Raw genomic sequence first — 24,735 nt, forward strand, 5'->3', positions numbered from 1 at the left:
GAGACATTAGCCAGTACCTGATGGGCCACTACAACTGGATCCGACCCCATCACTTCAACGATGGACTGGCTCCGGCGAAAGCTGAAGAAAAACTCAAAACCGTGTCCGGGATGAGTTGACCACTACATCGCTCGTCGGCCAGATGAGAAATGAACTCAATGGAAATCGTCCGGTCAGTCCTTGTCAGGGTCTTATTCCTCCGGATAATGCCGACCTTTTTTCGCAAACTTGAGCCCTTGAACTGCTTATGCTGTCCAGAACCTTGCTGTGCCTTGCTGTTTTCAGTGCATCCACGCCCCTGCTTGCCGACACCGTCTGGTTGAAGAACGGTGACAAACTGAGCGGCAAGATTTCCGTTTTCGATGGCGGCAAATTGCTGATTCAGACCCAGTACGCGGGTGCGGTCACCATTGACTGGAAAGAGGTCAAGACCCTGCAGAGCGATCAGGAACTGCTGGTCAAACAGGACGCCTACAACGGTGAAAAGGCCAAGTCGCTGACCGCCGCCGATGACGGCAAGGTCACTCTGGCCAACGGCGAGGCGCCGAAAACCGTCGAGCTGGCGAGTATCCAGCAGATTCTCAAACCAAAACCGGTGGTCGAAGATCTGGTGTGGAAAGGCAATATCGGCCTGGCGATGGACTATCAGCGGGCGGAAAAGGACACCGACGATTACGACATCGACTTCAAGACCACGGCACGTCATGGTCGCTGGCGGCACACTGCCGAGGGCGAATACAACCGCGAGGTGCAGGACGACGAAGTCACCACCAATAACTGGCGCGCTGAATACGCGCTCGACCGTTTCCTTACCGACAAGTGGTTCTGGCAGGGGCGCCTGAACTACAAGCGTGATTACGTTGAAGAGCTGTCACGTCAGCGCGTGGTCGGTACCGGTCCGGGCTACCAGTTCTGGGACGACGAGCTGGGGGCGTTCTCGCTCGGCTCGCTGCTCAACCGCACCGATTACGAGTACAGCGATGGCGGCAAGGATAATTTCTATTCGGTCGCCATGAAGTGGGATTACAACCGCTACCTGATTGGCAAGAAGGTCGAGTTCTTCACCAACGGCGAACTGGGCAAGCCGCTGTCGGATGTGGCCAATTACGCGCTGGATGCCGAGATGGGGCTGCGTTACAAGGTCACTGACTGGGCGTCGCTCAATCTCAAGGCCGAGCGCGACATCATCAGTGGCACGAAGGACGCAGATTTGAACAAGACCCGCTATACCGCAGGGTTTGGCGTGGCCTGGTAAGGCACAAGCAAAAGATCGCAGCCTGCGGCAGCGCCTACAGGGGAATGGTATTTATCCCGTAGGAGCTGCCGCAGGCTGCGATCTTTTTTTGCGTCTGGAAAACAGACACCCACAAAAAAGCCCCGCTTTTGAGGGCGGGGCTCTTTTCTAAAGAAGCTACAAGTTAGATAACTTGTACTTCTTCAGCTTGCATGCCTTTCTGACCGCGGGTAGCGATGAAAGAAACCTGTTGGCCTTCTTTCAGGCTTTTGAAGCCGTCGGATTGGATAGCTTTGAAGTGAACGAACAGGTCGTCACCGGATTGTGGAGTGATGAAGCCGAAGCCTTTTTCATCGTTGAACCACTTAACGGTACCGGTTTGGCGATTAGACATGGTGTAACTCCTTGAACAAAGATAACTGCGACTCAGGAAGAACCCTGGCCGAGACTGAGTGCAAAGAGCAGGAAAAATTCTTGTAGATGGTTGGATCGAAATTCAACATATCGTGTAGAGATTCTCAGTGACACAAGCAGCACAGTGGCGCCACCTTAACCCTTTTTCCGGAACGTGCCAATGCTTCTTGCGAAGGTTTCTCTGTTTTAAGGATCGGCGGTGTGACGCTTCGTCGCCAGGACGCGTATTTCCAGCGTGTTCGCCGAGAATTGCAGCGCACACTTTGAACCCGGCGGCGCGCCCGGTAAGATGCCGGACAGATTTTTTCCACCTCGCTATTCAGGACACCCGCCATGAGCATCAAATCGGACAAGTGGATTCGCCGCATGGCGCAGGAACACGGCATGATCGAGCCTTTCGTCGAGCGCCAGGTGCGCGGCAGCGACGACAGCCGTGTGATCTCCTACGGTGTGTCGAGCTACGGCTACGATGTGCGTTGCACCAACCATTTCAAGGTGTTCACCAACATCAATTCGGCGATCGTCGACCCGAAAAACTTCGACGCCGGCAGCTTTGTCGACATCCACAGCGACGTCTGCATCATTCCGCCGAACTCCTTCGCCCTGGCCAGCACCGTCGAGTACTTCCGCATTCCGCGCAACGTATTGACCATCTGCCTGGGTAAAAGCACCTATGCGCGTTGCGGCATCATCGTCAACGTCACCCCGCTCGAGCCTGAGTGGGAAGGTCATGTGACGCTGGAGTTTTCCAACACCACCAACCTGCCGGCGAAGATTTACGCCAACGAAGGTGTGGCGCAGATGCTGTTCCTCGAATCCGACGAACAATGCGAAGTTTCCTATAAGGATCGCGGCGGCAAGTATCAAGGCCAGCGTGGCGTGACCCTGCCGCGTACCTGATCCGTCCGGCAGTTCGCGGGAATTCTTTGGCGGGCAGGCACTCTATGGGGTGTACTGCCCGTTTTTGCTTCTGGCAAAACGGGCCTTCGCCGAGGAGGTTGCATGAAGATCGATCCGCATATCACCGCCGAACTGGCAAGGCTTGAGCCCAATCAGGTTGGCGTTTTGGCCTGGTCATTGTTGGCACACCCGGCTTTCCATATGGCTGGCGGCATTCCCGGTCAGCCTGATCCCGATACTCCCAACGAACAACCGACCGAACCGGGCGAGCCGACGCTGCCGGACGAGCCGCCACCCGCGCCAGTGGCTTGAGCCGCTGCCCGATAATGGCCAGTTGGCCGAGGTGTGCCCTGTACCTCAGCTGACTGGCCATATTTCGTTGTCGCCGACGACGAAAATCCTGCAGTTGCCATCTTTCTCTACCGCAAAGCCGCCGGTAAACGCGCCAAACGCTGGCAGCAGGCTCAAACCTTCGCCCAGCCGGAAGCACGCCAGACGCAAGCGCTGCCGCCCTTTGCCGTTAAGCCGATAGACGGGATGCACGTGCCCGGCCAGCACATGCCGTTCCGGGTGCGGGTCGGGTTCGTGTTGCAAGGCAAACGGCCCGAGCAGCATCGGTTCCGGAACCACGCGGATATTCAGTGCCGCTGGCGGGTCCCCGGCGCGTTTGTCGTGGTTGCCGCGAATCAGTGTCATCGGCAGATCCGCGTGACGTGCGCGCCATTCGGCCAAGGCATTGAGCGTGCCCGCCGAATGCGAGCCGGGACCGTGCAGAAAGTCACCGAGGAAAATCAGCTGCCGGCAGGGCAGCCTCGCCAGCAAACGGTCGAGCACTTCGATGTTCGCCGTCGTGGTGCCTTGTGGCACCGGCTGGCCGAGGCTGCGGTACGCCGCAGCCTTGCCGAAATGCACGTCGGCGATCAGCAGCGCTTGCTGCGCTGGCCAGTACAGAGCCTTTTCCGGCAGCAGCCAGAGTTCCTCGCCGGCCAGGCGCACGGGATACGCTGCACTCATGAGGCTTGACCCTTGTCGGCGGATTGCTCCAGATCGCCGACCATGCGCCGGATGCGATCGGCAAGTTTTTCCGAGCTCATGCTTTCGCGCATGCGCTCCACCAGCAACGGAAAGCCCAGCGGTGTAGGCCGTTTGATCAGGTGCATGTCCAGTTTCATCCGGTTGATTCGCTCCAATGTCTGTTCCAGACGACGGATATCCAGTTCTTCCCGCAAGACTTCTTCCCCGGCCTGGGCCAGCAGCAGGTTGTCGGCGTCGTATTGCTTGAATACTTCGAAGAACAATCCGCTGGAGGCCTGCACCTGACGGGTACTTTTCGGTGCGCCGGGATAGCCGGCGAACACCAGCCCGGCGATTCGCGCAATTTCGCGAAAGCGCCGCAACGCCAGCTCCCCGGCATTCAGGCTGGCGAGCACGTCGCGCAGCAGCTGCTCGGGGCTGAGCAGTGCTGCATCGAATTGCCCGGACCAATCGACCGGTGTGGCGCTGAGCAACTCCAGCCCGTAATCATTGACCGCAATCGAAAACGTCAGCGGCTGGCGCTGGCTCATGCGCCACGCCAACAGGCTGGCGAGCCCCAAATGCACCTGGCGCCCGGCAAACGGGTAGAGGAAAAGATGCCAGCCTTCGCGGGATTTCAGCACCTCCGCCAACAGACTGTCGGAAGTGGGCAGACCCGACCAGCGCGCCTGGGTTTGCAGCAACGGTTGCAGCGCGAGCATTTCCGGGCCGACAAACTCACCCCGCGCGGCTGCTGTGAAGCGACTGACCACGGCGGCGGCCAATTCGTTGGAAAGCGGCATCCGCCCGCCATTCCAGCGCGGCACAGCGGCTTTCTTTGCGGTGCTGCGTTTGACGTACGCGGTCATGTTTTCCACCCGCACCAATTCCAGCAAGCGTCCGGCGAACAGAAAGCCGTCACCCGGTTTCAGCCGCGCAATAAAACCTTCCTCGACGCTGCCCAATTGCTTGCCGCCGCCACCCTTGCTCCAGAATTTCAGATGGATGCTCGCATCGCTGACGATGGTGCCGATGCTCATGCGATGACGGCGGGCGAGCCGTGCATCGGGGACGCGCCAGACGCCGTTTTCGTCCGGTTCGACCCGGCGGTAATCCGGATAGGCTGTCAGAGACAGCCCGCCGTGACGTACGAACGCCAGCGCCCAGGCCCAGTCCGCCAGCGTCAGGTCTCGATAAGCCCAGGCACCACGGACTTCTTCGTACAGCGCCTCGGGAATAAAGCCACCGCCCAGCGCCATGCTGACCAGATGCTGCACCAGCACATCCAGCGGTTGGTGCGGCGACAGGCGCGGTTCGATGAGTCGCTGCGCCACGGCATCGCGTGCGGCGACGGCTTCGATCAGTTCCAGGCTGTGGGTCGGCACCAGCGTCACTCGCGAGGTGCGCCCCGGCGCGTGACCGGAGCGCCCGGCGCGTTGCATCAGCCGCGCCACGCCCTTGGCCGAGCCGATTTGCAACACCCGCTCGACGGGCAGAAAGTCCACGCCCAGATCCAGGCTCGAGGTGCAGACTACGGCTTTCAACTGCCCGTCCTTCAACGCTTGCTCGACCCAGTCGCGGGTCTCGCGGGCCAGCGAACTGTGGTGCAGTGCGATCAACCCGGCCCAGTCAGGCCGCGCTTCGAGCAACGCCTGATACCAGATCTCCGACTGCGCGCGGGTGTTGGTGAAGACCAGGCTGCTGGCGCAGGCGTCGAGTTCGGCGACAACCTGCGGCAGCATCTTCAGACCAATGTGCCCGGCCCACGGAAAACGTTCGATGGCGGGCGGGATCAAGGTGTCGACCTTGAGTGATTTTTCGCTCTGGCCCTGCACGCTGATCCCGCCGCCCTGTGGGATCAGCACCTGTTCGGCGTGAGCTTGATTACCGAGGGTCGCGGACACGCCCCAGACGATCAGTTCCGGTTGCCAGTGGCGCAGGCGGGCGAGGGCCAGTTGCAGCTGTACGCCGCGTTTGTTGCCGAGCAGTTCGTGCCATTCATCGACGACGATCATGCGCAGGCTCGACAGTGCGGTTTGTGCGTCGGCGCGGGCGAGCAGCAGGGTCAGGCTTTCCGGGGTGGTGATCAGCGTGGTCGGCAGGCGTCGGCCCTGACGTGCGCGTTCAGCGCTGCTGGTGTCGCCGGTGCGCAGACCGATGCTCCATGGAATCTGCAAATCAGTGACGGGCGTTTGCAGGGCGCGAGCGGTGTCGGCGGCGAGGGCGCGCATTGGCGTGATCCACAGCACGGTCAGCGGCTCGGCCGGTGCTTTGCGTTTTTTGCTGTCTGCGATGAGAGGCTTTACACGGGCGAAGCGGTTGAGCGCGGCGAACCACACCGCATAGGTTTTACCGGCGCCGGTGCTGGCGTGGAGCAACCCCGACTGACCTTGTTTGACGGCGGCCCACACCTGCTTTTGAAAGGCGAACGGCTTCCAGTTGCGTGCGTTGAACCAGGTTTTTGCGAGGTCGGTGGAGGTGGGCATACCGGCGGCGTGCGCTCTGAACGTGTTCCTTCAGTGACCGCGCCGACTGGCGAAAGGTTTAATCACGCCGCAATCCCCGTGTAGGAGCTGCCGCAGGCTGCGATCGGCAACATCAAAAGATCGCAGCCTGCGGCAGCTCTTACACAAGGGATTCGGGTTACTTGAGGTTACCGCTGAGGAACTGCTTCAGCCGTTCGCTCTTCGGGTTGCCCAGAACGTCTTCCGGCGCGCCTTCTTCTTCCACCAGCCCTTGATGCAGGAACAACACCTGGCTGGAGACCTTCCGGGCGAAGCTCATTTCATGGGTCACCATGATCATCGTCCGGCCTTCCTCGGCCAGCCCCTGAATCACCCGCAACACCTCACCCACCAGCTCCGGGTCGAGTGCCGAGGTCGGTTCGTCGAACAACATCACCTCCGGCTCCATCGCCAGCGCCCGGGCAATCGCCACCCGCTGTTGCTGGCCGCCGGAGAGAAACGCCGGGTACTGATCGGCGACGCGCGCCGGCAGGCCAACCTTGTCCAGATAACGGCGGGCGCGGTCTTCCGCTTCCTGTTTGCTGCAACCGAGCACACGGCGCGGGGCCATGGTGATGTTTTCCAGCACGGTCATGTGGCTCCACAGGTTGAAGTGCTGGAACACCATCGCCAGTCGCGTGCGCAGGCGTTGCAGTTCATTCGGGTCGGCGACATGCATGCCGTGGCGGTCGGTGACCATGCGAATCGCCTGGCCGTCGAGGCTCATAGCGCCATCGTTGGGTTGTTCGAGGAAGTTGATGCAGCGCAAAAAGGTGCTTTTGCCCGAGCCGCTGGCGCCGATCAGGCTGATCACGTCGCCGGTTCTGGCCTTGAGCGAAACGCCTTTGAGTACCTGATGGTCGCCATAGCTTTTGTGCAGACCTTCAACCGTCAATTTGTACATGGGACAGACATCCTCAAGGCGAAAGTAGATAGCCGCTGCGATAGGCTTCGGCGCCGGCCACGTGGGCGATCACCATGCCGGCAGTGGCCATGCGCCGCAGCGAGCGGGCGTACATGACGCCGGCAGCGGTGCAATGAATGGGGGTGACCCGGTCGTGGATCGGGTCGATGATTTCGGCAATCTGTTGCCCGGCTTGCAGGTATTGCCCGGCCGTGGCGGTGTACACCAGCAAGCCGCCGACCGGCGTGGTCACCGGTTCGACGCCGGCCAGCGGCGTGGCGGGGAAGGGCAGGGGCGGCTGCGGCTTGGTCTCGCCGACGATCGCATCGAACTGGATCAGGTAATCGATCAAGGCCTGGCAGTCACGACTGGCCATCGGGTGATTGACGTCACCCTGGCCGCGCAACTCCACGGTCACCGAAAAACTGCCCAGCGGAATCTCGAAGTGCTCGCCAAAGCGTTCCTGCAGTTGCCACCATAGCAGGGTGAAGCATTCGTCGAACGACTGGCCGCCGGAATCGGTGGCCAGCAAGCTTGCCTGGGCTTCGATGTAACGCGCCAGCGGCTCGACCTGCGGCCACGCCTCGGGCGTGGTGTAGAGGTGAACCACCGATTCGAAATCGCAGTGCAGATCCAGCACCATGTCGGCATCACACGCCAGCCGTTGCAGGGTCAGGCGCTGGGATTGTAGCTGCGTGGCGGGTGTCTGGCGGGCGAGGGCGTTGCGCAGGCTGGCGCGGATCAGCTCAAGGTTGCGTTGCGGGTCGGCGCCCAGTTTACCCTCGATGGCGTTGCCGATTTCTTCGCTGAGGTCGACGAACCAGCGATTGAAATTCTGCCCGCTTTCCATCTCGTAACGGCCCAGCGGCACGTCCATCAGCACTTGTTCGAGGCCGACCGGATTGGCCACCGGCACCAGCACGATCTGACTGCGCAGGCGCCCGGCGGCTTCCAGCTCCGCCAGGCGCTGCTTGAGGTGCCAGGCCACGAGCATGCCGGGCATTTCGTCGGCATGCAGCGAGGACTGGATGTAGATCTTGCCTTGGGCCTGCTCCGGGCCGAAGTGGAAGCTGTGGATCTGGCGTGCGGTCCCCGGCACCGGGGCCAACAGGTCATGGATCTGGTGTCGCATTACAGGGTTTCCTAGTGGGTCGGCCCGAGGAAGGCCAGCCATCGGCGTTCGGCGAGACGGAACAGGCCGACCAGCGCAAAGGTAATGGTCAGGTAGATCAGCGCGGCGATGCCGAACGACTGGAAGGTCAGGTAGGTCGCCGAGTTGGCGTCCCGCGCCACTTTCAGGATGTCGGGGATGGTCGCGGTGAAGGCCACGGTGGTCGAGTGCAGCATCAGGATCACTTCGTTGCTGTAATACGGCAACGAACGGCGCAGCGCCGAGGGCATGATCACGTAGGCATACAGCTTCCAGCCGGTCAGACCGTAGGCCTTGGCCGCTTCGACTTCACCGTGGTTCATGCTGCGGATCGCCCCGGCGAAAATCTCCGTGGTGTAGGCGCAGGTGTTCAAGGCAAACGCGAGGATCGTGCAGTTCATCGCATCGCGAAAGAAACTGTCGAGCAACGGCTGCGCGCGCACGGCGGCCAGACTGTAGATCCCGGTGTAGCAGATCAGCAACTGGATATAGAGCGGCGTGCCACGGAACAGGTAGGTGTAGAACTGCACCGGCCAGCGCACATAGAAGCGCGACGAGACCCGGGCAATCGACAGCGGGATCGATGCCAGGAAACCGATGAAGATCGAGGCGCTGAGCAACCACATCGTCATCGCCAGCCCGGTGATGTTGGTGCCGTCGGTATAAAGGAAGGGTTTCCAGTATTCCTGCAGGAGTTCGATCATCGTACGGCCTCCCGGGCACCGGCGGCGTAACGACGTTCAAGCCAGCGCAGGATAACGTTGGATGCACTGGTGATCAGCAGATAGATCAAGGCGGCGAGTACCAGGAAGTAGAACAGTTGATAGGTGCTTTTACCGGCGTCCTGCGCGGCTTTGACCAGATCCGCCAGACCGATGATCGACACCAGCGCAGTGGCCTTGAGCATTACCATCCAGTTGTTGCCAATGCCCGGCAGGGCAAAACGCATCATTTGCGGGAACACCACGAAGCGAAAGCGCTGGCCGCGTTTCAGGCCGTAGGCGGTGGCCGCTTCGACCTGACCGCGCGGTACGGCGAGAATCGCGCCACGGAAGGTTTCGGTGAAATACGCACCATAGATGAAGCCCAGCGTGATCACCCCGGCGGTAAAGGAGTCGATTTCGATGTAGTCCCACTCCATGACGTCGGTCAGGGCGGTCAGCCAGGTTTGCAGGCTGTAGAAAATCAGCAGCATCAGCACCAGATCCGGCACGCCGCGGATCAGCGTGGTGTAGAGCTGGGCAGGCAGGCGCAGCAGTTTGGATTTCGACAGTTTGGCACTGGCGCCCAAGAGACCGAGCAACACGGCCACCAGCAGCGACAACGCCGACAATTTGATGGTCATCCAGGTGCCTTCCAACAGCAATGGACCGAAGCCCTTGAGGCTGAAGGCGGAGAGCCCCAGATTTTGTAAGAGGTTTTCGAACATAAATCAGCAACCTGAGCGGATGGAAAAGGCGCCCATCGAATGATGGGCGCCAGGGCATTATTTACCGCTGTACAGATTCAGATCGCCAAAGTGTTTCTTTTGAATCTCGGCGTATTTGCCGTCATCGTGTAACGCTTTGATACCTTTATCTAAAAGCGCCTTCAGCTCTTTGTTACCTTTCTTAATACCGACAGCGGTTTTGGCTGGCAGCAATTCGCTGTCGACCGGCTTGCTGACTTCGTAGTTGGCGCCATCCGGCGACTTCAAAAAGCCCAGTTCGGCTTGCAGCATGTCCTGGATCGAGGCGTCGAGGCGGCCGTTTTTCAGGTCGGCGTAGACCTGGTCCTGGTTGGCGTAAGCCTGGATTTTCACCCCGGCCTTCTCCAGTACGGCCTTGGCGTAGGCTTCCTGGATGGTGCCTTGCTCGTAACCGACGGATTTGCCCTTGAGGGAAGCGACGTCATCGCTCAGGCCGGAACCCTTCTTGAACACGTAGGAAGTCGGGCCGGAGAACAGTTCGCTGGAGAAATCGATCGCCTTTTCACGGGCCGGGGTCACGGTCATCGACGAAATCACACCGTCGAATTTGTTGGCGTTGAGGCCCGGAATCATGCCGTCGAAGTCGCTTTCAACCCATTTGCACTTGACCTTCAGCTCGGCGCAGATCGCGTTGCCCAGGTCGATGTCGAAGCCCACCAGGCTGCCGTCGGCCGCTTTCGACTCGAACGGTGCGTAGGAAGGATCAACGCCAAAACGCAGCTCTTTGTATTCCTTGGCCAGCGCGGAGCCGGCAGCCATGCACAACGCCAGTGCAGAAAGGGTCAGCAATGCTTTTTTCATTATTCAATCCCTAAGAACCAATATGAGCGCTTGTGGCGCAGAATTATTGTTACTGGAACGCGTACGACCTATAGAAAGTAGCAATTTCCGAACCAGAGTCCCGAACAAGTGTTTTAAAAGGTTGGGGGAGGGACGAGGGAGAGGGATTGGTGCACGGAACCGGGCGGCTGTTGAAGGCTGCACCAAGTTGGGTCGAGACACGCATTTTTCTGTGGTTGAGAGGACCAGAGGTAAGGTGATTTTGTGGTGAGGGGATTTATCCCCGATGGGCTGCGAAGCGGCCCCCAGTGTTCTTTCAGCAAACCGCGCGTACCGGATTTGCGGCTGCTGCGCAGCCGATCGGGGATAAATCCCCTCACCACAAAATTCCCTCACCACAGGGAATTCATTCAGGACGATTGGAGGTATGTCCCCGGAAACCGGGTCAGGCCAGCAAATCCTGCAACGTCGCCAGGCTGTCGGCCTCATCCACTGTCTTGTCTTGGCGCCAGCGCAGCATGCGTGGAAAACGCACGGCAATGCCGCTCTTGTGCCGTCGCGACAGGGCGATGCCTTCGAAACCCAGTTCGAACACCAGACTCGGTTTGACGCTGCTGACCGGGCCGAATTTTTCCACGGTGGTCTTGCGCACGATGCTGTCGACCTGACGCATCTCCTCGTCGGTCAGCCCCGAATAGGCCTTGGCGAACGGCACCAGCGCCCGTTGGCTGGATTCGGGCGGTCCGTCCCACACGGCGAAGGTGTAATCGCTGTACAGACTGGCGCGCCGGCCATGGCCGCGCTGGGCGTAGATCAATACCGCATCGACGCTGAACGGGTCGACCTTCCACTTCCACCACACGCCCATGTCCTTGGTCCGGCCCACGCCATACAGGGCGTCGCGGGCCTTGAGCATCATGCCCTCGACCCCCAGTCGCCGTGAGGCTTCGCGTTGCCGGGCGAGGTCGAACCAGTCACTGCCAGTGAGCATCGGCGAGGCCAGTAACACCGGGTTGTTACCGTGGGCGATCACTTGTTCCAGTTGCGCACGCCGTTCGGCCTGCGGACGATTGCGCCAGTCTTCGCCCTGCCACTCCAGCAAGTCGTAGGCGAGCAGCACCACCGGCACTTCTTCGAGGATCTTCTTGTCGAGGGTTTTACGCCCGATCCGTTGCTGCAGCAGGGCGAAGGGTTGCACCGCCGGCGCAACTGTTGATTGCGGGTCGAACGCGTCTTCAGTGCTGGGGTGGTTGCTTTTCCAGACCACGATTTCGCCGTCGATCACCGTGCCGTCGGGTAACGCGTGGATCAACGTATCGAATTCGGGAAAGCGTTCGGTCACCAGTTCTTCACCGCGCGACCAGACCCACAACCGACCCTCGCGCTTGACCACCTGCGCGCGGATCCCGTCCCACTTCCATTCCACCTGCCAGTTGCTCGCCGGGCCCAGCAAGGTTTCGAACTCTTCCACCGGTTGCGACAAGGCATGGGCGAGGAAAAACGGGTAGGGCTGGCCGCCGCGCTGAGCGTGTTCGTCGGCGGATTCCGGGGCGATCAGTTTCAGGTAGCTGGCCGCGTTCGGCCGGTTCGACAGGTCGGTGTAACCCACCAGACGCTGCGCCACACGTTTGCTGTCGAGGCCGGCCATCGATGCCAATGCGCGAGTGACCAACAGTTTCGACACGCCGACGCGAAAGCTGCCGGTGATCAATTTGATGCACAGCATCAGGCTCGGCCGGTCCAGTTGCGACCACAGTGCGGGCAGTTGGCGGGCGAGATACTCCGGGGTTTCACCGCGCAGCGGCAGCAGCTTGTCTTCGATCCATTCGGCCAGGCCGGCCTCGGAGCTGTGCGAATTTTCCGGGAGCACCAGGGAAATGGTCTCCGCCAGATCGCCGACGGATTGATAACTTTCCTCGAACAGCCATGGCTGCAGCCCCGAAACCTCCACCGCCAGTTCGCGCAGGATGCGAACTGGCACCAGTTGCCGCGGGCGTCCGCCGGACAGAAAATATACCGCCCACGCCGCATCCTGCGGCGCCGCCTGGGCGAAGTAGGCTTGCATGGCGGCCAGCTTGGCGTTGCTGGACGTGGTGGCGTCGAGTTCGGCATACAACTCGGCGAAGGCTTTCATGCTTGCACCTCGGCGATGGCAGGTTCGGCGTCAATGTTTTCCTCTTCATCGTCGCCGTATTCGGTGTTGAAGCCTTGCGCATCCAGGCCTTGTTCACGCAGATGGCGCACCAGCACGCCGATCGAGCCGTGGGTGACCATCACCCGTTCGGCGCCGGTCTGTTCGATGGCCCAGAGCAGGCCCGGCCAGTCGGCGTGATCCGACAGCACAAAACCACGATCCACGCCGCGCCGCCGGCGGGTGCCGCGCAGGCGCATCCAGCCGCTGGCAAACGCATCGCTGAAATCACCGAACCGGCGCATCCAGGTGCTGCCACCGGCCGAGGGCGGGGCGATGACCAGCGCCTGACGCATGATCGGGTCGGATTTTTTGATATCGCCGGCGTAGATCGTCGGCGGCAGGTACACGCCGGCCTCGCGGTAGACCCGGTTCAGCGGCTCGACGGCTCCATGGCTGAGGATCGGACCGAGGCTGGCGTCGATGCCATGCAGGATCCGCTGAGCCTTGCCGAATGAATAACAGAACAGCACGCTGGCCTTGCCCGCCGCGATGTTTGCCTGCCACCACTGGTTGATCTCGCTGAACACCTGCGCCTGTGGCTGCCAGCGGTAGATCGGCAGGCCGAAGGTCGATTCGGTGATAAAGGTGTGGCAGCGCACCGGTTCGAACGGCGCGCAGGTGCCATCGGGTTCGATCTTGTAGTCGCCGGACGCGACCCAGACTTCACCGCCGTATTCCAGACGCACCTGGGCCGAACCGAGCACATGCCCGGCCGGATGGAAACTCAAGGTCACGCCGTGGTGGGTCAGCCGCTGGCCGTAGGCGAGGGTTTGCAGGTTGATGTCCTGACCCAGGCGCGCGCGCAAAATCCCTTCGCTGGCGCTGCTGGCAAGGTAGTGCTGATTGCCGTTACGGGCGTGATCGCCGTGGGCATGGGTGATCACCGAGCGCTCCACCGGGCGCCACGGATCAATATAGAAATCCCCGGCAGGGCAGTACAAACCTTCGGGGCGGGCGATAACAAGGTCCATGTCGTTACCAGAATGGAGGGCTTGTTAGCTATGAGGTGGGCGCGAGTCTGGAAGTTCTATCGGGTTTTTATGTGGGGCGAAAAGCAAAAGATCGCAGCCTTCGGCAGCTCCTACAGGATGTTCACCATTCCCATGTAGGAGCTGCCGAAGGCTGCGATCTTTTGATCTTGCTCTAGCGTTTATTTGCCCGGGGTGAGGGTCAAACGCGTCTTGCCATACACCCGGTCAAAGTTCTGCGGCTGCATCGGCAAACCGATGTACTGACCCTTGAGCCACGCATCAATGCCATTGAGGTAATTCGGGCTGGCCGGGTTGCCGGACTGGCCGGTAGCGTTCTGCCCCATCAAGGGTTCGGTCTGGCTGAAGTCGACAATGAAACGCATCGACGGCGCCCGCGTGGTGTCGAAGTCCTGACCCCAGGCAAATGCCGAGGTATTGAGCGTGGTGTGATCGCCACCGGCTGCCAGTGGGCCGCGAACGGTCTGGCCGTTGGCGTTTTTCCATGTGTAGCTGTGCAGTTTGCCCCACTGCCAGGCCTTGTGATCGCCACCCAACTGACTGTCGCCGGCGTTGATCGCGGCTGCCAGACTGCGCGCCAGAATCTGCGCCTTGTCTTCTTTCTGCGGGGTGTGGATGTCATCCCAGAACGGGCTGTCTTCGCGACCGAGCAGGTGATCGGCCTGCGCCGCGTAGGACAAGTCGCCATTGGCAACAAAGGCTTTCCACGCCGGGCTCGACTCGGGGCCGAGCTCATCGAGGAAGATCTGCTTCATGCTCGCCTGCAGGAACAGCTCATAGATCGCCGCATCCGCCGAGGTCGGGCTGAGTTTGCCGTCGAACGCCATCAAGCGGCTGAAGGCCTCGCGCGCCTTGCTGCGATCGGCCTCCGGCAGGGCGTCGATCGCCTGTTTCAGCGGCTGCTTCATGCCCGGCGCTTCAAACATTTTCTTCAGCTTGGCGGCGAAGGTGGTGGTCTGGTCGTACTGCATGGCGATCACGCTGCGACCGTCCTGTTTGCCGCTGTTGGCCAGTTCCGCCAGACGTTCGCCGCGCTCCGGCGCCGCCCACGAGTTGGACAACTGCATGCCGTAGCCGTGAGGAATCACCCGCTGGTTGGCCGTGCCGAGCCAGCCCTGGGTCGGGTCCTGATCGTAGGGGTGAAGCATCGGGTCGGCGTAACCGTCCCAGTCGTAGCGGCCTTCCCAGCCCGGCGATGGCAGCAGGCCTTCGCCTTCACGACGGTTGGGGAAACGCCCGGTGACTTGCCAGCCAATATTGCTGGCGTCGGCGAACACCATGTTCAGGGCGATGGCGCGGATTTCGCGACTGGCGTCCGAAGCGCGTTCAACGTTCTGCGCGCGGGTCAGGTCGAAAAAAGCGTCCAGCGATTTGTCGTCGGTGAAGTTCGGGGTTTGCAGGGCCAGGCCAAAACCGTTGCCCTGTGCCGCCGCCTGGGCACTGTTGAGCAGTGCACCGTGACGGGTTTCGTACACCGCTTCGCGAATCGGCCGCTGGCCTTTGACGAAATAGGTTTCGTTGCGCACGCCCAGCGGCTGCCATTTGCCGTTGACCTCGTAGGTCAGGCTGCTGCCCTGACGGCGGATTTTTTCCAGGAACAGGTCCTGGTTGTCGCCGAGCACGCTGGTGGCGCTCCACGCCACTTTGCCGTTGAAACCGCCGAGTACCATCGGCAAGCCGGCGACGGTGACGCCGGCAGCCTGATATTTCGGCGCGCGGATCTGCACGAAGGTCCACAGCGACGGCGCGGCCAATGGCCCATGACTGTCGCTGGCAAGAATGCTCTTGCCGCTGCGGCTGCGTTGCGGGGCGATGGCCCAGTTGTTCGAGGTGCTGGCGCCCAGCAGATTCACCGCCGCCAATTGTTGGCTGGCGTTGCTCAGTTCGCTCAGGCCAGGGATCTGTCCGTTGAGTTTGAGGCCTTGCAGCTTGTCGGCCTCGGCCAGCGGCAGGTTTTCATCCGGTGCAGACGGGGTCAGCCAGGCGAGTTTGTCGCTGGTCACGGTTTGCGCCAGCACCAGCGAGGAAATTTCCTCCGGCAGGTTGGCCGACTGGCTGAAGTTCAGCAGCGCGAACAGCAGCGCCGAGTCTTCCGGTTTCCAGTATTCCGGCTTGTAGCCGCTGGATGCGAGGTCGCCCGGCAATTTGTCGGCGTAACGGAACAGGTAGGCGTTGACGCCTCGCGCATAGACTTCGAAGAAACGCTTGAGGCGGGGCGACGAGGCCTTGTACAGCTCGTCGGCGCTTTTCTTCAGGTTGACCGCGCGCATGTAGCGGTCAGCGTCGAGCATTGAGGCGCCGGACATTTCCGCCAGACGGCCCTGGGCCAGCAGGCGCAGGGTGACCATCTGGTTGATGCGGTCGCTGGCATGCACGTAACCGAGGGTGAACAGCGCGTCGTGGAAACTGTTGCTTTCGATCAACGGCATGCCCATCGCATTGCGACGCACCGAAACGTTCTGTGCCAGCCCCTTGAGCGCTTGTACGCCGGAGGTAGGCGGGAGGGTGTCCTGCGCGTTCCAGGTCTGGCAACCGGACAGGCTCAAGACACCGGTCACTGCTGCGGCAACGCCGAACCGGGGAAGAAAATGTGTAAGGGCTGGCGAGGCCATGGCAAAGCTCCTGCGGGGGTGTAGAGGCTGGGGGCGCAATAAAGCCGCTACGTTAGTGAGCGGGCGGTGGCCGCGCAAGCGGGCGCGGGGGTTATTTGTGTAATTCTGTCGAATGGAGAAGATCGCAGCCTGCGGCAGCTCCTGCATTGGATTGAGTACACCCTGTAGGAGCTGCCGCAGGCTGCGATCTTTTGATCTTGGAGGGTTGGTCTTATGCACTTGCCTGATACCTGGAGGTGATGTTGAAGTGCGGGAAGTTCACTGACCCGCATGAGAAAAAACGCCATGGAACTCAAGGCCAACGCGGCACTGATCATCATCGACCAGCAACAAGGCATTCTGCAGCCGCGCCTGGGCCGACGGAATAATCCGCAGGCCGAAGAACGCGTGCTCGATTTACTGAGGGCGTGGCGCAGCAGCGGGCGGCCGGTGATTCATGTGCAGCATCTGTCCCGTGAAGCGGATTCGGTGTTCTGGCCCGGGCAGTCCGGGGTGGAATTTCAGCAGCGATTCATGCCGCGGGACGGCGAATGGCTGATCCAGAAACAGGTGCCGGACGCCTTTTGCGCCACGGGATTGGAGGCACGGTTGCGTGAGGCGGGGATCGGGCAATTGATCATTGTCGGTGTGGCGACCCACAACTCGGTGGAATCCACAGCGCGTACGGCGGGCAATCTGGGATTTGACGCCTGGGTGGCGGAGGACGCGTGTTTTACCTTCGACAAGGCCGATTATTTCGGTACGCCGCGTTCAGCCGAAGAGGTGCACGGGATGTCGCTGGGGAATTTGCACGGGGAGTATGCGACGGTGATCAGTGCGAAGCAGATCCTGGCCGTCGCCTGAGAAACCTGTGGGAGCTGGCTTGCCAGCGATAGCGGAGCGTCAGGCTGCATCAATGCTGGATGTGCCGGCCTCATCGCTGGCAAGCCAGCTCCCACAGTAATTGCATTCCAGCTGGAGGAATGCGCTCGAATGTAGGAGTGAGCTTGCTCGCGATAGCGATGGTTCAGGCGAAGAGCGACTTCGCCCAAGGCATCAAGCGCCGTGGCACTTCTTGAATTTCTTGCCGTTGCCGCAAGGGCAAGGGTCGTTGCGACCGACGTCTTTCAGGGCGTTGCGCACCGGTTCCTGGTGAGCGTGGCCGCAGTTCGGGCCGTGGACATGGCCATGGTCGTGATCGTGATGATGGTCATGATCGTGGTTGCAGTCAGGGCCATGGACATGAGGTTGCTGAGTCATCGGTTGTGCTCCGGAATTAAATCGGCGGGGATTATCACGCCATTGCGCTCCAGGTGCACGTAGTGGGCGATGAATAAACCGGTTTCCATCTCGCCTTGCAGTCGGTAAGGCACCTGCTGGTGCGGACTTTTCAGCATTTTCACCACCTCCTTGACCCGTGGCCACAGGTTGGTGCGGATCGGTATCCGATAGAACGCGCTGCTTTTCGGCCCCACGGTGATCCAGTGTTCATGCTCGCCTTCGGCCAACAACATATCCGCCAGATGAATGCGGTATTCCATGCCGCGCACGGTCAGGTCGCTGTCGTTGGGATTGTCGATGCGAAAATGCAGGATGAATTTCTGTTCGAGCAATTTGGCCCGCACCACCTCGACTTTCACGAGGTGGACGGCGGGATCGACGCTGTCGTCGCTGAACCATGAGGCGCAACCGCCGAGGTTCAGGATCAGCAGCAGGGGAAGAATGTTGAGTGTGCGCCATAGTCCGAGCATGAGTTAACTCCCTTTGCTGGCAGTCTAGACGCTAAAAGATCGCAGCCTGCGGCAGCGCCTACATGAGTCGCGTCCTCTGTAGGAACTGCCGCAGGCTGCGATCTTTTGATCTTATGCGCCGAAATACCCCGCACAGCACTTCTTGAACTTCTGCCCGCTGGCACATGGACATGCGTCATTGCGCCCCAGCTTCAACTGCACGGTCGGGTCGATGAAGTACCAGCGCCCGGCGTTCTGCACGAATGAAGAGCGCTCGCGGTGGCTGTGTTCACCCTGGCTGTCGTGCCAGCGCGCGGTGAAGGTAACGAAGGCGTGCTCGGGTTGACCGCCGAACACTTCCGAGCTTTCAACCTCAAGGCCAAGCCAGGTGCTTTGCGCGCTCCAGGCACTGATCGACTGGCGATCCAGTCCGGTCTGCTGGGCGGGCAGGGTGGTGGCCACCAGATAATCGATCAGCCCCAAAACGTAGGCGCTGTAGCGCGACCGCATCAGCGCTTCGGCGCACGGCGCCGGGTGGCCTTCGTGGTAGGGACCGCAGCAGGCCAGCAGCAGGTTGCCGCTGCCGCATGGGCAAATGGCTGTACTCATTGCATTACCACCAGTATTTGCCGAAGTTTTCCGGATTGGCCCAGAACCGCGAATTGAGCCAGTCGGGGACTTGTTTGTAGTCAAGCAGATCGTAGGTGAACAGGGTCAGTACCTGCTCGTCACGCTGAAAGCGCTCACTGGCTTGCAGCGCCAGCGAGTAGAAATCGGTTTCCTGCCAGCTGCTGGCTGGCAGATCCGCCAGCACCGCAATGCGACTGGCGTTGAGGTTGCGAATCCCGCCCAGCAGGTTCAGGCCGTCACGCTTGGGCAAGTGCTCCAGGCAATCGACTACCAGCGCCAGGTCGAAGCGCCGCGCCGCGAGTTCGGCGGGCAACGCACCGGGTTCGGCGTGGGCCACGCAGCAATCCGGGTGCGCCTGTTTGAAAGCGGCGAGCGCCGGAAATTCGCTGGCGCCGATCAGCAGCAAACGCGCCGGGGCATAGCGATCCAGTAAAGCAGCCAGCGCCTGTTGCGGCGTGCGCGAAGAAATGGCGACGTTCATCGAAGCTCCTCAATCAGATCGCCAAGACTAGCGCGCCAGACGGATCCGGCCTAGACCCCGATTTGTCGCGCGTGGCAAAAGTGCCGAATCCCTGTGAACACGGTCCCAAATGCCAGTGGCCTATTGCTGGCGGAGATTAAAACTCCGGTCTTTACTCCGTGAATCGGTTCTAAGCCGATCCCTCAGGAGAAAACCAGATGAGCATAGTTCGGACAGCATTACCTTTGATTCTGCTAACCAGTGTGTTGACTGGTTGCGCAGGTTTGCAGAAAACCGATTGGCCGACCTGTGCGGCGGTCGGCGGTGTGGTCGGGGCCGGTCTCGGTGCGACGGAAAGTTCGGCGTGGGCCGGCTACGGCGCACTGTTGGTCGGCGGTACGGCAGCGGCCTATTGCTGGGTGCACGGTGATGGCGACGAAGACGGCGACGGTGTGCCGGACAGCCGCGACAAGTGCCCGCACACGCCTAAAGGCGTGCAGGTCGATGCTGACGGCTGCCCTCCACCAGCCCCGGCGCCTGTGGTAGAAGAGGCGGTTGTGGTCAAGGAAGAAACCATCGTCATCCGCGATGTGCACTTCCAGTTCGACAAAGCCACCCTGACCGGCTCCGATAAACAGGTGCTGGACAAAGTTGCCACGCGCCTGAAACAAGAGTCGTCCACGGCGCAACTGACCGTGACCGGTCACACCGACAGCGTGGGCAGCGATGCCTACAACAAGAAACTGTCGGATCGTCGTGCGCACTCGGTGGTGGAATACCTGATCCAGCAAGGTGTGCCGCGTGCCAGCTTCGTTTCGGTCTCGGGCATGGGTGAAAGCCAGCCAGTGGCGGATAACAAAACCGCTGACGGTCGCGCACAGAACCGTCGTACCGAAATCAAAATCGTCCGCTAGCCCCTCACGCATCCGCGGCTTGTGCAGTCGCGGATGCGCGTCTTTACTCCTGTGTAACCGGTATGGGCCGGTGACACAGGAGCTTTCACAATGACTGTTTTCTCAAGGTCCGTCTTGCCGGTGCTGCTGCTGGGCAGCTTGCTCACCGGTTGCGCCACTCACAGCGACGGCGACGCGCCCCTCAATCAACGTACGTGGCCGATTTGCAGCCTGATCGGCGGGCTGGTAGGTGGCGGCCTTGGCGCCATTGAAAGTGGCGGCTGGGCCGGTGGCGGTGCCGCGCTGGGGATCCTTACCGGCGGGCTGATCTGTTATGCCCAGGATGGCGATGAAGATGGCGATGGCGTGTTCGATCGCCGCGACCGTTGTCCGGACACTCCGGCCAATACCCCGGTCGATCATCGTGGTTGTCCGCTGCCGCAATACCCGGTCACGGAAAAAGCGCCCGAGCCTGCACCGCAATCGGAAGTCATCACCCTCAGCGATGCCGGCAATGTGTTGTTCGATTTCGACAAGTCGGACCTGACCCCAGCCGCGAAAGCCCAGCTCGATACGCTGATGGACAAGTTGCGCAATGCTGACGTGGTCAGCATCAAGGTTATCGGCCATACCGACAGCAAGGGTTCGGACGCCTATAACCAGGCGTTGTCGGAGCGGCGTGCCAGCAGTGTGGCGGCGTATCTGCTGAGCCAGGGCCTGGAACCGGCCAAACTGACCAGCGAAGGGCGCGGCGAGAGCGAGCCGGTGGCCGATAACGCGACGGACGAAGGGCGGGCGAAAAACCGTCGGGTGGAGTTGCATATCAATCGCTAGGACTTGTCTGTAGTCCGCAGGCTAGAGCTGCCGGGCGACGATCATCGTCGAACCGGCAGCGATCCGACGACTGACAAAAGTTTTTTCTTTTGCCCCTCTGGCTTATCCCCCGCGTAAGCCGTTACTGTGCGCCCAAAGAATAATTCCGAGACGGGGGAGCGTATGAAGGTTTTCTGGGGGCTGGGGCGTTTGCTGACCCTGCTGTTCTGGTGCGTGGTGGTGGTCAATCTGCTGCTGCCGTTTGTGCATCCGCTGCATCTGCTGGTCAATCTGGCTGGCGCCTTGTTGCTGGCGCTGCATGGGCTGGAGTTGCTGTTCTCTCGCCTCAAGGGGCGTGCCAACCCGTGGCGCGATCGTCTGCGCATCCTGCTGTTCGGCGTTTTTCACCTGCAAACCATCCCGGCCCCGGCCGCTCCGGAGGCTTCTTCCCATGCGTAAACTTTGCCTGCTTGCTGCATTCATCAGTCCCCTGGCCTGCGCCCAGGTGGTCAGTGTCGAAACCAATTCCCTGATGCGTTTGCCCAACACGGCCAGCACCCTGCAGCTGGAGCGGCTGGACGTCGCGGACTACGGCACCTTGCTGATTCCTGCCAACGTGACCGAGCTGACCGTCGGCGAATTGCGTCTGGGTCACGAAGCACGCATCGCGATCGTCCCGAGCGAACAGGCGCTGGATATGAAAGTCATTCGTGCCGAACTGTCTGAAGGCAGCCTGATCACCGCGCGCGGTGCGCCGGGCACGTATGAGAAAGCCGCCCGTGCCGGGCGCAATCTGAATTTGCAGTTCAAGGCCTTGAGCGCGCCAAAACTGTTTGTGGATGCTCGCGGCGGTACCGGCGCGCCGGGTTTTGTTGGCCTCGATGGCGGCAACGGTGAGGATCCGGGCTGCACCTGGGGCGCGGCCGGTCACGGATTTGATGGCAGCAACGGTAGCGATGGCCAGCCGGGAGCGCCGGGAGCGCTGGTGCGCCTGGAAGTGCCGCGTGAGTTTCCGGCTGAGCTGATCAAGGTCAACGTCGCGGGCGGCGCCGGCGGCCCGGCGGGTGTCGGCGGCAAGGCCGGCCAGGGTGGCAAGTCCAAGGGCTGCCTGGTGTATCGCGCCGATGGCGGCAAGAACGGCAAGCCCGGGGCGGATGGTCAGCCTGGACCGACGGGTGCGGCGGGGGCGGTGACTGTGCAGCGCCTCTAAAACGCAGCACTCTTGATTGTGGTGAGGGGATCTATCCCCTCATCACAAAAAGTGCAGGTCGTCAGCGGGTCAGAACATCGGCCGCGCCGCCGCAATCGCCACCAGCACCAACCCCACAATCAGATTGATCCCCACCACCCGGCGAATCCGCCCCAGCACCGCCGCACCCACCGGCCATTCTTTGGCTTCAACGGCTTTGCGCAACTCTGGCAGCATCAAACCCTGAATCCGGATAAACAGCGCCGTCATCACCACATACAGTCCGATCATCACCTGCACGTATTTCGGCGCGGTCTCGAAGCCGACCTGCTGCAAGTGCAACATGCCCACGCCGCTGATCGGCAACAGGATCACCGCGACCCAGACCCAGCGGAAAAAACCTTGAAACACTTCTACCCACAAGGTCAGGCGGGCAGGGCCGTCGAGCGCCTTCACCGCCGCGGGGCGCAGGACCATCCAGGCGAAAAACATACCGCCGACCCAGACCAGGGCGGACAGGACATGCAGTGGATAAACGAGGCTAAAAGGTGTCATTGGGGTACTCCGTTCTGCGCGGGACTGATTAGCGGGGTATGATAGCGGCCGATCCGAACTACTGAAAATTTATCCAGCGTTTTTACGCCCGACATTCAATGATCAGCACTGAACTCAAAACCACGATCCAGGGCGCCTATTCGCGTTTTCTTGAAGCCAAGAGCCTCAAACCGCGTTACGGCCAGCGCCTGATGATCGCCGAAGTCGCCAAAGTCCTCGGGGATATCGACACCGACGACGAAGGCCGGCGCAGTGGCGATCCCGCGATTGTCGCGGTGGAAGCCGGCACCGGTACCGGCAAGACCGTGGCCTACAGCCTGGCGGCAATTCCCACGGCGAAGCTGGCCGGCAAGCGTCTGGTGATCGCCACCGCGACCGTGGCCCTGCAAGAGCAGATCGTCTACAAGGACTTGCCCGACCTGATGCGCAACAGCGGGCTGAACTTCAGCTTTGCGCTGGCCAAGGGCCGTGGCCGTTACATGTGCCTGTCCAAGCTCGACATGTTGTTGCAGGAAGGCCACGCGCAAACTGCCACCGCGCAGCTGTTTGAAGAAGAAGGCTTCAAGATCGAGGTCGATGAGGCCAGTCAGAAGCTGTTCACCAGCATGATCGAGAAGCTCGCCGGCAATAAATGGGACGGCGACCGTGACAGCTGGCCCAACGCTCTCGAAGATGCCGACTGGGCACGGCTGACCACCGATCACAGCCAATGCACCAACCGCCATTGCCCGAATTTTGGCCAGTGCGCCTTTTACAAGGCGCGCGAAGGCATGGGCAAGGTCGATGTGATCGTCACCAACCACGACATGGTGCTGGCTGACCTGGCCCTCGGCGGCGGTGCGGTGCTGCCGGATCCGCGTGACACCATTTACGTGTTCGACGAAGGCCATCACCTGCCGGACAAGGCCATCGGCCACTTCGCTCATTACACGCGCCTGCGTTCCACCGCCGACTGGCTGGAAACCACGGCGAAGAACCTCACCAAACTGTTGGCCCAGCATCCGTTGCCGGGTGACCTCGGCAAGCTGATCGAGCAGGTGCCGGAGCTGGCGCGGGAGATCAAGACCCAGCAGCAGTTCATGTTCACCGTGTGCGAGCAGATTGCCGATTTCAAACCCGGCGAAGACGTCGAAGGTCGCGAGCGGCCACGCCATCGTTTCGTCGGCGGGGTGATTCCCGAGCACATGCGCGAAATGGGCATCGAGCTGAAGAAGGGCTATTCACGTCTCAACGACCTGTTCACCCGTCTGACCGACCTGCTCAAGGAAGGCATGGACGGCGAGGTCAACATCGGCATTGCCAGCAATCAGGCCGAAGAGTGGTATCCGCTGTTCGGCAGCCTGTTGTCCCGTGCCTCGGGCAACTGGGAACTGTGGACCGCGTTCACCGCCGAAGACCCGGAGGACAGCCCGCCGATGGCCCGCTGGCTGACGCTGGCCGAAAGCGGCTCGCTGTTCGACATCGAGGTCAACGCCAGCCCGATTCTCGCCGCAGAAACCCTGCGCCGCAGCCTGTGGAACGTCGCCTACGGCTGCCTCGTAACGTCGGCAACGCTGACCGCGCTGGGCACCTTTGACCGGTTCCGCATGCGCGCCGGGCTGCCGAAGAAAGCCGTCACCGCTGTGGTGCCGAGCCCGTTTCATCACGCCGACGCCGGCGTGTTGCGCGTGCCGGACCTCAAGGCTGATCCGCGTGATGCGGCGGCCCACACGGCGGCGATCATCCGCGATCTGCCGGAACTGGTGGAAGGCTCGCGCGGCAGTCTGGTGCTGTTCTCTTCGCGCAAACAGATGCAGGACGTGTTCGACGGCCTCGACCGCGACTGGCGCAAACAAGTGTTCATTCAAGGCAATCTGTCGAAACAGGAAACCCTGAACAAGCACAAGGCGCGGGTCGATGGCGGCGATTCCAGCGTGCTGTTCGGCCTCGCCAGTTTCGCCGAAGGGGTGGACTTGCCGGGCGCCTACTGCGAGCACGTGGTGATCGCCAAGATCCCGTTCTCGGTGCCGGACGATCCGGTCGAGGCGGCGCTGTCGGAGTGGATCGAGGCCCGGGGCGGCAATCCGTTCATGGAAATCTCGGTGCCCGACGCATCCTTGAAACTGGTTCAGGCCTGCGGCCGTCTGCTGCGTACCGAAGAAGATCGCGGCACCATCACTTTGCTCGATCGGCGCCTGGTCACCCAGCGCTACGGCAAGGCGATCCTCAATGCGTTGCCGCCATTCCGTCGTGAAATATCCTGAGACAACGGTGGGCAGTTTTGCCCGCCGCGCTGTCTATCTCTCTGCCATGCTTTTCCATTGGCCTTTTGGTCGTTAGGGAG

At 61.2% G+C, this 24,735-nt stretch carries 25 protein-coding genes; 9 read left to right on the forward strand and 16 right to left on the reverse strand.

What is annotated here, in order from left to right; translation table 11 throughout:
- The first annotated feature begins 247 nt into the window (after positions 1-247).
- A complete protein-coding gene (locus tag L6D63_RS22825) occupies positions 248-1,255 on the forward strand; it encodes a DUF481 domain-containing protein (RefSeq protein WP_095667354.1) in 1,008 nt (335 codons plus the stop codon).
- A gap of 163 nt (positions 1,256-1,418) precedes the next feature.
- On the opposite strand, the gene L6D63_RS22830 is transcribed toward L6D63_RS22825, so the two are convergent.
- Positions 1,419-1,628, reverse strand: coding sequence for a cold-shock protein (locus tag L6D63_RS22830; RefSeq protein WP_002554837.1), 210 nt, complete (start codon positions 1,626-1,628; stop codon positions 1,419-1,421).
- A 353-nt stretch (positions 1,629-1,981) separates the two neighbouring features.
- Between L6D63_RS22830 and dcd the strand changes: the two genes are divergently transcribed.
- On the forward strand, positions 1,982-2,548 hold the full coding sequence (gene dcd, locus L6D63_RS22835) for a dCTP deaminase (protein ID WP_003222308.1): 567 nt from the start codon (positions 1,982-1,984) through the stop codon (positions 2,546-2,548).
- A 102-nt stretch (positions 2,549-2,650) separates the two neighbouring features.
- Complete coding sequence (locus tag L6D63_RS22840; protein WP_047292047.1) at positions 2,651-2,860, forward strand: hypothetical protein; 210 nt, start codon at positions 2,651-2,653, stop codon at positions 2,858-2,860.
- A gap of 45 nt (positions 2,861-2,905) precedes the next feature.
- Here L6D63_RS22840 and pdeM read toward each other — a convergent pair whose 3' ends face one another.
- The 10 genes from pdeM to L6D63_RS22890 form a co-directional block, all read right to left on the reverse strand.
- Entirely contained in the window at positions 2,906-3,562 is a 657-nt protein-coding gene (gene pdeM / locus L6D63_RS22845) for a ligase-associated DNA damage response endonuclease PdeM (RefSeq protein WP_047292049.1), read from the reverse strand.
- Entirely contained in the window at positions 3,559-6,048 is a 2,490-nt protein-coding gene (locus tag L6D63_RS22850; protein WP_131669900.1) for a ligase-associated DNA damage response DEXH box helicase, read from the reverse strand. Before L6D63_RS22850 ends, pdeM begins: the two co-directional genes overlap by 4 nt.
- Positions 6,049-6,205: 157 nt before the next feature.
- Entirely contained in the window at positions 6,206-6,970 is a 765-nt protein-coding gene (locus tag L6D63_RS22855) for an ABC transporter ATP-binding protein (RefSeq protein ID WP_047292052.1), read from the reverse strand.
- Between the two features lie 13 nt (positions 6,971-6,983).
- Positions 6,984-8,102, reverse strand: coding sequence for a succinylglutamate desuccinylase/aspartoacylase family protein (locus tag L6D63_RS22860; RefSeq protein ID WP_131669901.1), 1,119 nt, complete (start codon positions 8,100-8,102; stop codon positions 6,984-6,986).
- Positions 8,103-8,113: 11 nt separating this feature from the next.
- Complete coding sequence (locus L6D63_RS22865) at positions 8,114-8,824, reverse strand: ABC transporter permease (protein WP_047292057.1); 711 nt, start codon at positions 8,822-8,824, stop codon at positions 8,114-8,116.
- The gene (locus L6D63_RS22870) at positions 8,821-9,549 is read right to left on the reverse strand and encodes an ABC transporter permease (protein WP_003222319.1); all 729 of its coding nucleotides are present in this window, start codon (positions 9,547-9,549) and stop codon (positions 8,821-8,823) included. Before L6D63_RS22870 ends, L6D63_RS22865 begins: the two co-directional genes overlap by 4 nt.
- A gap of 57 nt (positions 9,550-9,606) precedes the next feature.
- A complete protein-coding gene (locus L6D63_RS22875) occupies positions 9,607-10,389 on the reverse strand; it encodes a transporter substrate-binding domain-containing protein (protein ID WP_003222321.1) in 783 nt (260 codons plus the stop codon).
- Between the two features lie 424 nt (positions 10,390-10,813).
- Complete coding sequence (locus L6D63_RS22880; protein ID WP_131669902.1) at positions 10,814-12,502, reverse strand: ATP-dependent DNA ligase; 1,689 nt, start codon at positions 12,500-12,502, stop codon at positions 10,814-10,816.
- Positions 12,499-13,533, reverse strand: a complete 1,035-nt coding sequence (locus L6D63_RS22885; protein ID WP_047601187.1) for a ligase-associated DNA damage response exonuclease — start codon at positions 13,531-13,533, stop codon at positions 12,499-12,501. The genes L6D63_RS22880 and L6D63_RS22885 overlap by 4 nt, the downstream gene beginning before the upstream one ends.
- Positions 13,534-13,712: 179 nt before the next feature.
- Positions 13,713-16,163 carry a penicillin acylase family protein gene (locus L6D63_RS22890; protein WP_131669903.1) on the reverse strand — a complete coding sequence of 817 codons (2,451 nt, stop codon included), beginning with the start codon at positions 16,161-16,163 and terminating at the stop codon, positions 13,713-13,715.
- 285 nt (positions 16,164-16,448) lie between these two features.
- Here L6D63_RS22890 and L6D63_RS22895 point away from each other — a divergent pair, with 285 nt between their 5' ends.
- Positions 16,449-17,006, forward strand: coding sequence for a cysteine hydrolase family protein (locus tag L6D63_RS22895; RefSeq protein WP_131670512.1), 558 nt, complete (start codon positions 16,449-16,451; stop codon positions 17,004-17,006).
- Between the two features lie 192 nt (positions 17,007-17,198).
- On the opposite strand, the gene L6D63_RS22900 is transcribed toward L6D63_RS22895, so the two are convergent.
- The 4 genes from L6D63_RS22900 to L6D63_RS22915 form a co-directional block, all read right to left on the reverse strand.
- Positions 17,199-17,402, reverse strand: a complete 204-nt coding sequence (locus L6D63_RS22900; protein ID WP_003198420.1) for an SEC-C metal-binding domain-containing protein — start codon at positions 17,400-17,402, stop codon at positions 17,199-17,201.
- Positions 17,399-17,893 carry an LEA/WHy family protein gene (locus L6D63_RS22905; protein ID WP_047292071.1) on the reverse strand — a complete coding sequence of 165 codons (495 nt, stop codon included), beginning with the start codon at positions 17,891-17,893 and terminating at the stop codon, positions 17,399-17,401. Before L6D63_RS22905 ends, L6D63_RS22900 begins: the two co-directional genes overlap by 4 nt.
- 111 nt (positions 17,894-18,004) lie before the next feature.
- A complete protein-coding gene (locus L6D63_RS22910) occupies positions 18,005-18,481 on the reverse strand; it encodes a YchJ family protein (RefSeq protein ID WP_047292073.1) in 477 nt (158 codons plus the stop codon).
- 4 nt (positions 18,482-18,485) lie between these two features.
- Positions 18,486-18,983: a DUF6231 family protein gene (locus L6D63_RS22915; RefSeq protein ID WP_047292075.1), complete on the reverse strand. Its 498-nt coding sequence runs from the start codon at positions 18,981-18,983 to the stop codon at positions 18,486-18,488.
- 197 nt (positions 18,984-19,180) lie between these two features.
- Between L6D63_RS22915 and L6D63_RS22920 the strand changes: the two genes are divergently transcribed.
- The 4 genes from L6D63_RS22920 to L6D63_RS22935 all read left to right on the forward strand — a co-directional run bounded on the left by L6D63_RS22920 (position 19,181) and on the right by L6D63_RS22935 (position 21,878).
- Positions 19,181-19,876 (forward strand): PA1041 family peptidoglycan-binding anchor lipoprotein, encoded by a 696-nt coding sequence (locus L6D63_RS22920; RefSeq protein WP_041070618.1) that lies wholly within the window; start codon positions 19,181-19,183, stop codon positions 19,874-19,876.
- A 90-nt stretch (positions 19,877-19,966) separates the two neighbouring features.
- On the forward strand, positions 19,967-20,689 hold the full coding sequence (locus L6D63_RS22925) for a PA1041 family peptidoglycan-binding anchor lipoprotein (RefSeq protein ID WP_041070617.1): 723 nt from the start codon (positions 19,967-19,969) through the stop codon (positions 20,687-20,689).
- Between the two features lie 162 nt (positions 20,690-20,851).
- Positions 20,852-21,127: a DUF1145 domain-containing protein gene (locus tag L6D63_RS22930; protein WP_047292079.1), complete on the forward strand. Its 276-nt coding sequence runs from the start codon at positions 20,852-20,854 to the stop codon at positions 21,125-21,127.
- Positions 21,120-21,878, forward strand: coding sequence for a hypothetical protein (locus L6D63_RS22935; protein ID WP_047292080.1), 759 nt, complete (start codon positions 21,120-21,122; stop codon positions 21,876-21,878). Before L6D63_RS22930 ends, L6D63_RS22935 begins: the two co-directional genes overlap by 8 nt.
- 69 nt (positions 21,879-21,947) lie before the next feature.
- Here L6D63_RS22935 and L6D63_RS22940 read toward each other — a convergent pair whose 3' ends face one another.
- A complete protein-coding gene (locus L6D63_RS22940) occupies positions 21,948-22,412 on the reverse strand; it encodes a CopD family protein (protein WP_041070611.1) in 465 nt (154 codons plus the stop codon).
- 98 nt (positions 22,413-22,510) lie between these two features.
- Here L6D63_RS22940 and dinG point away from each other — a divergent pair, with 98 nt between their 5' ends.
- Entirely contained in the window at positions 22,511-24,655 is a 2,145-nt protein-coding gene (dinG, locus tag L6D63_RS22945) for an ATP-dependent DNA helicase DinG (RefSeq protein ID WP_131669904.1), read from the forward strand.
- The last annotated feature ends 80 nt before the right edge of the window (positions 24,656-24,735 follow it).

The organism is Pseudomonas parakoreensis (assembly GCF_021602155.1).
Lineage (GTDB): Bacteria > Pseudomonadota > Gammaproteobacteria > Pseudomonadales > Pseudomonadaceae > Aquipseudomonas > Aquipseudomonas parakoreensis.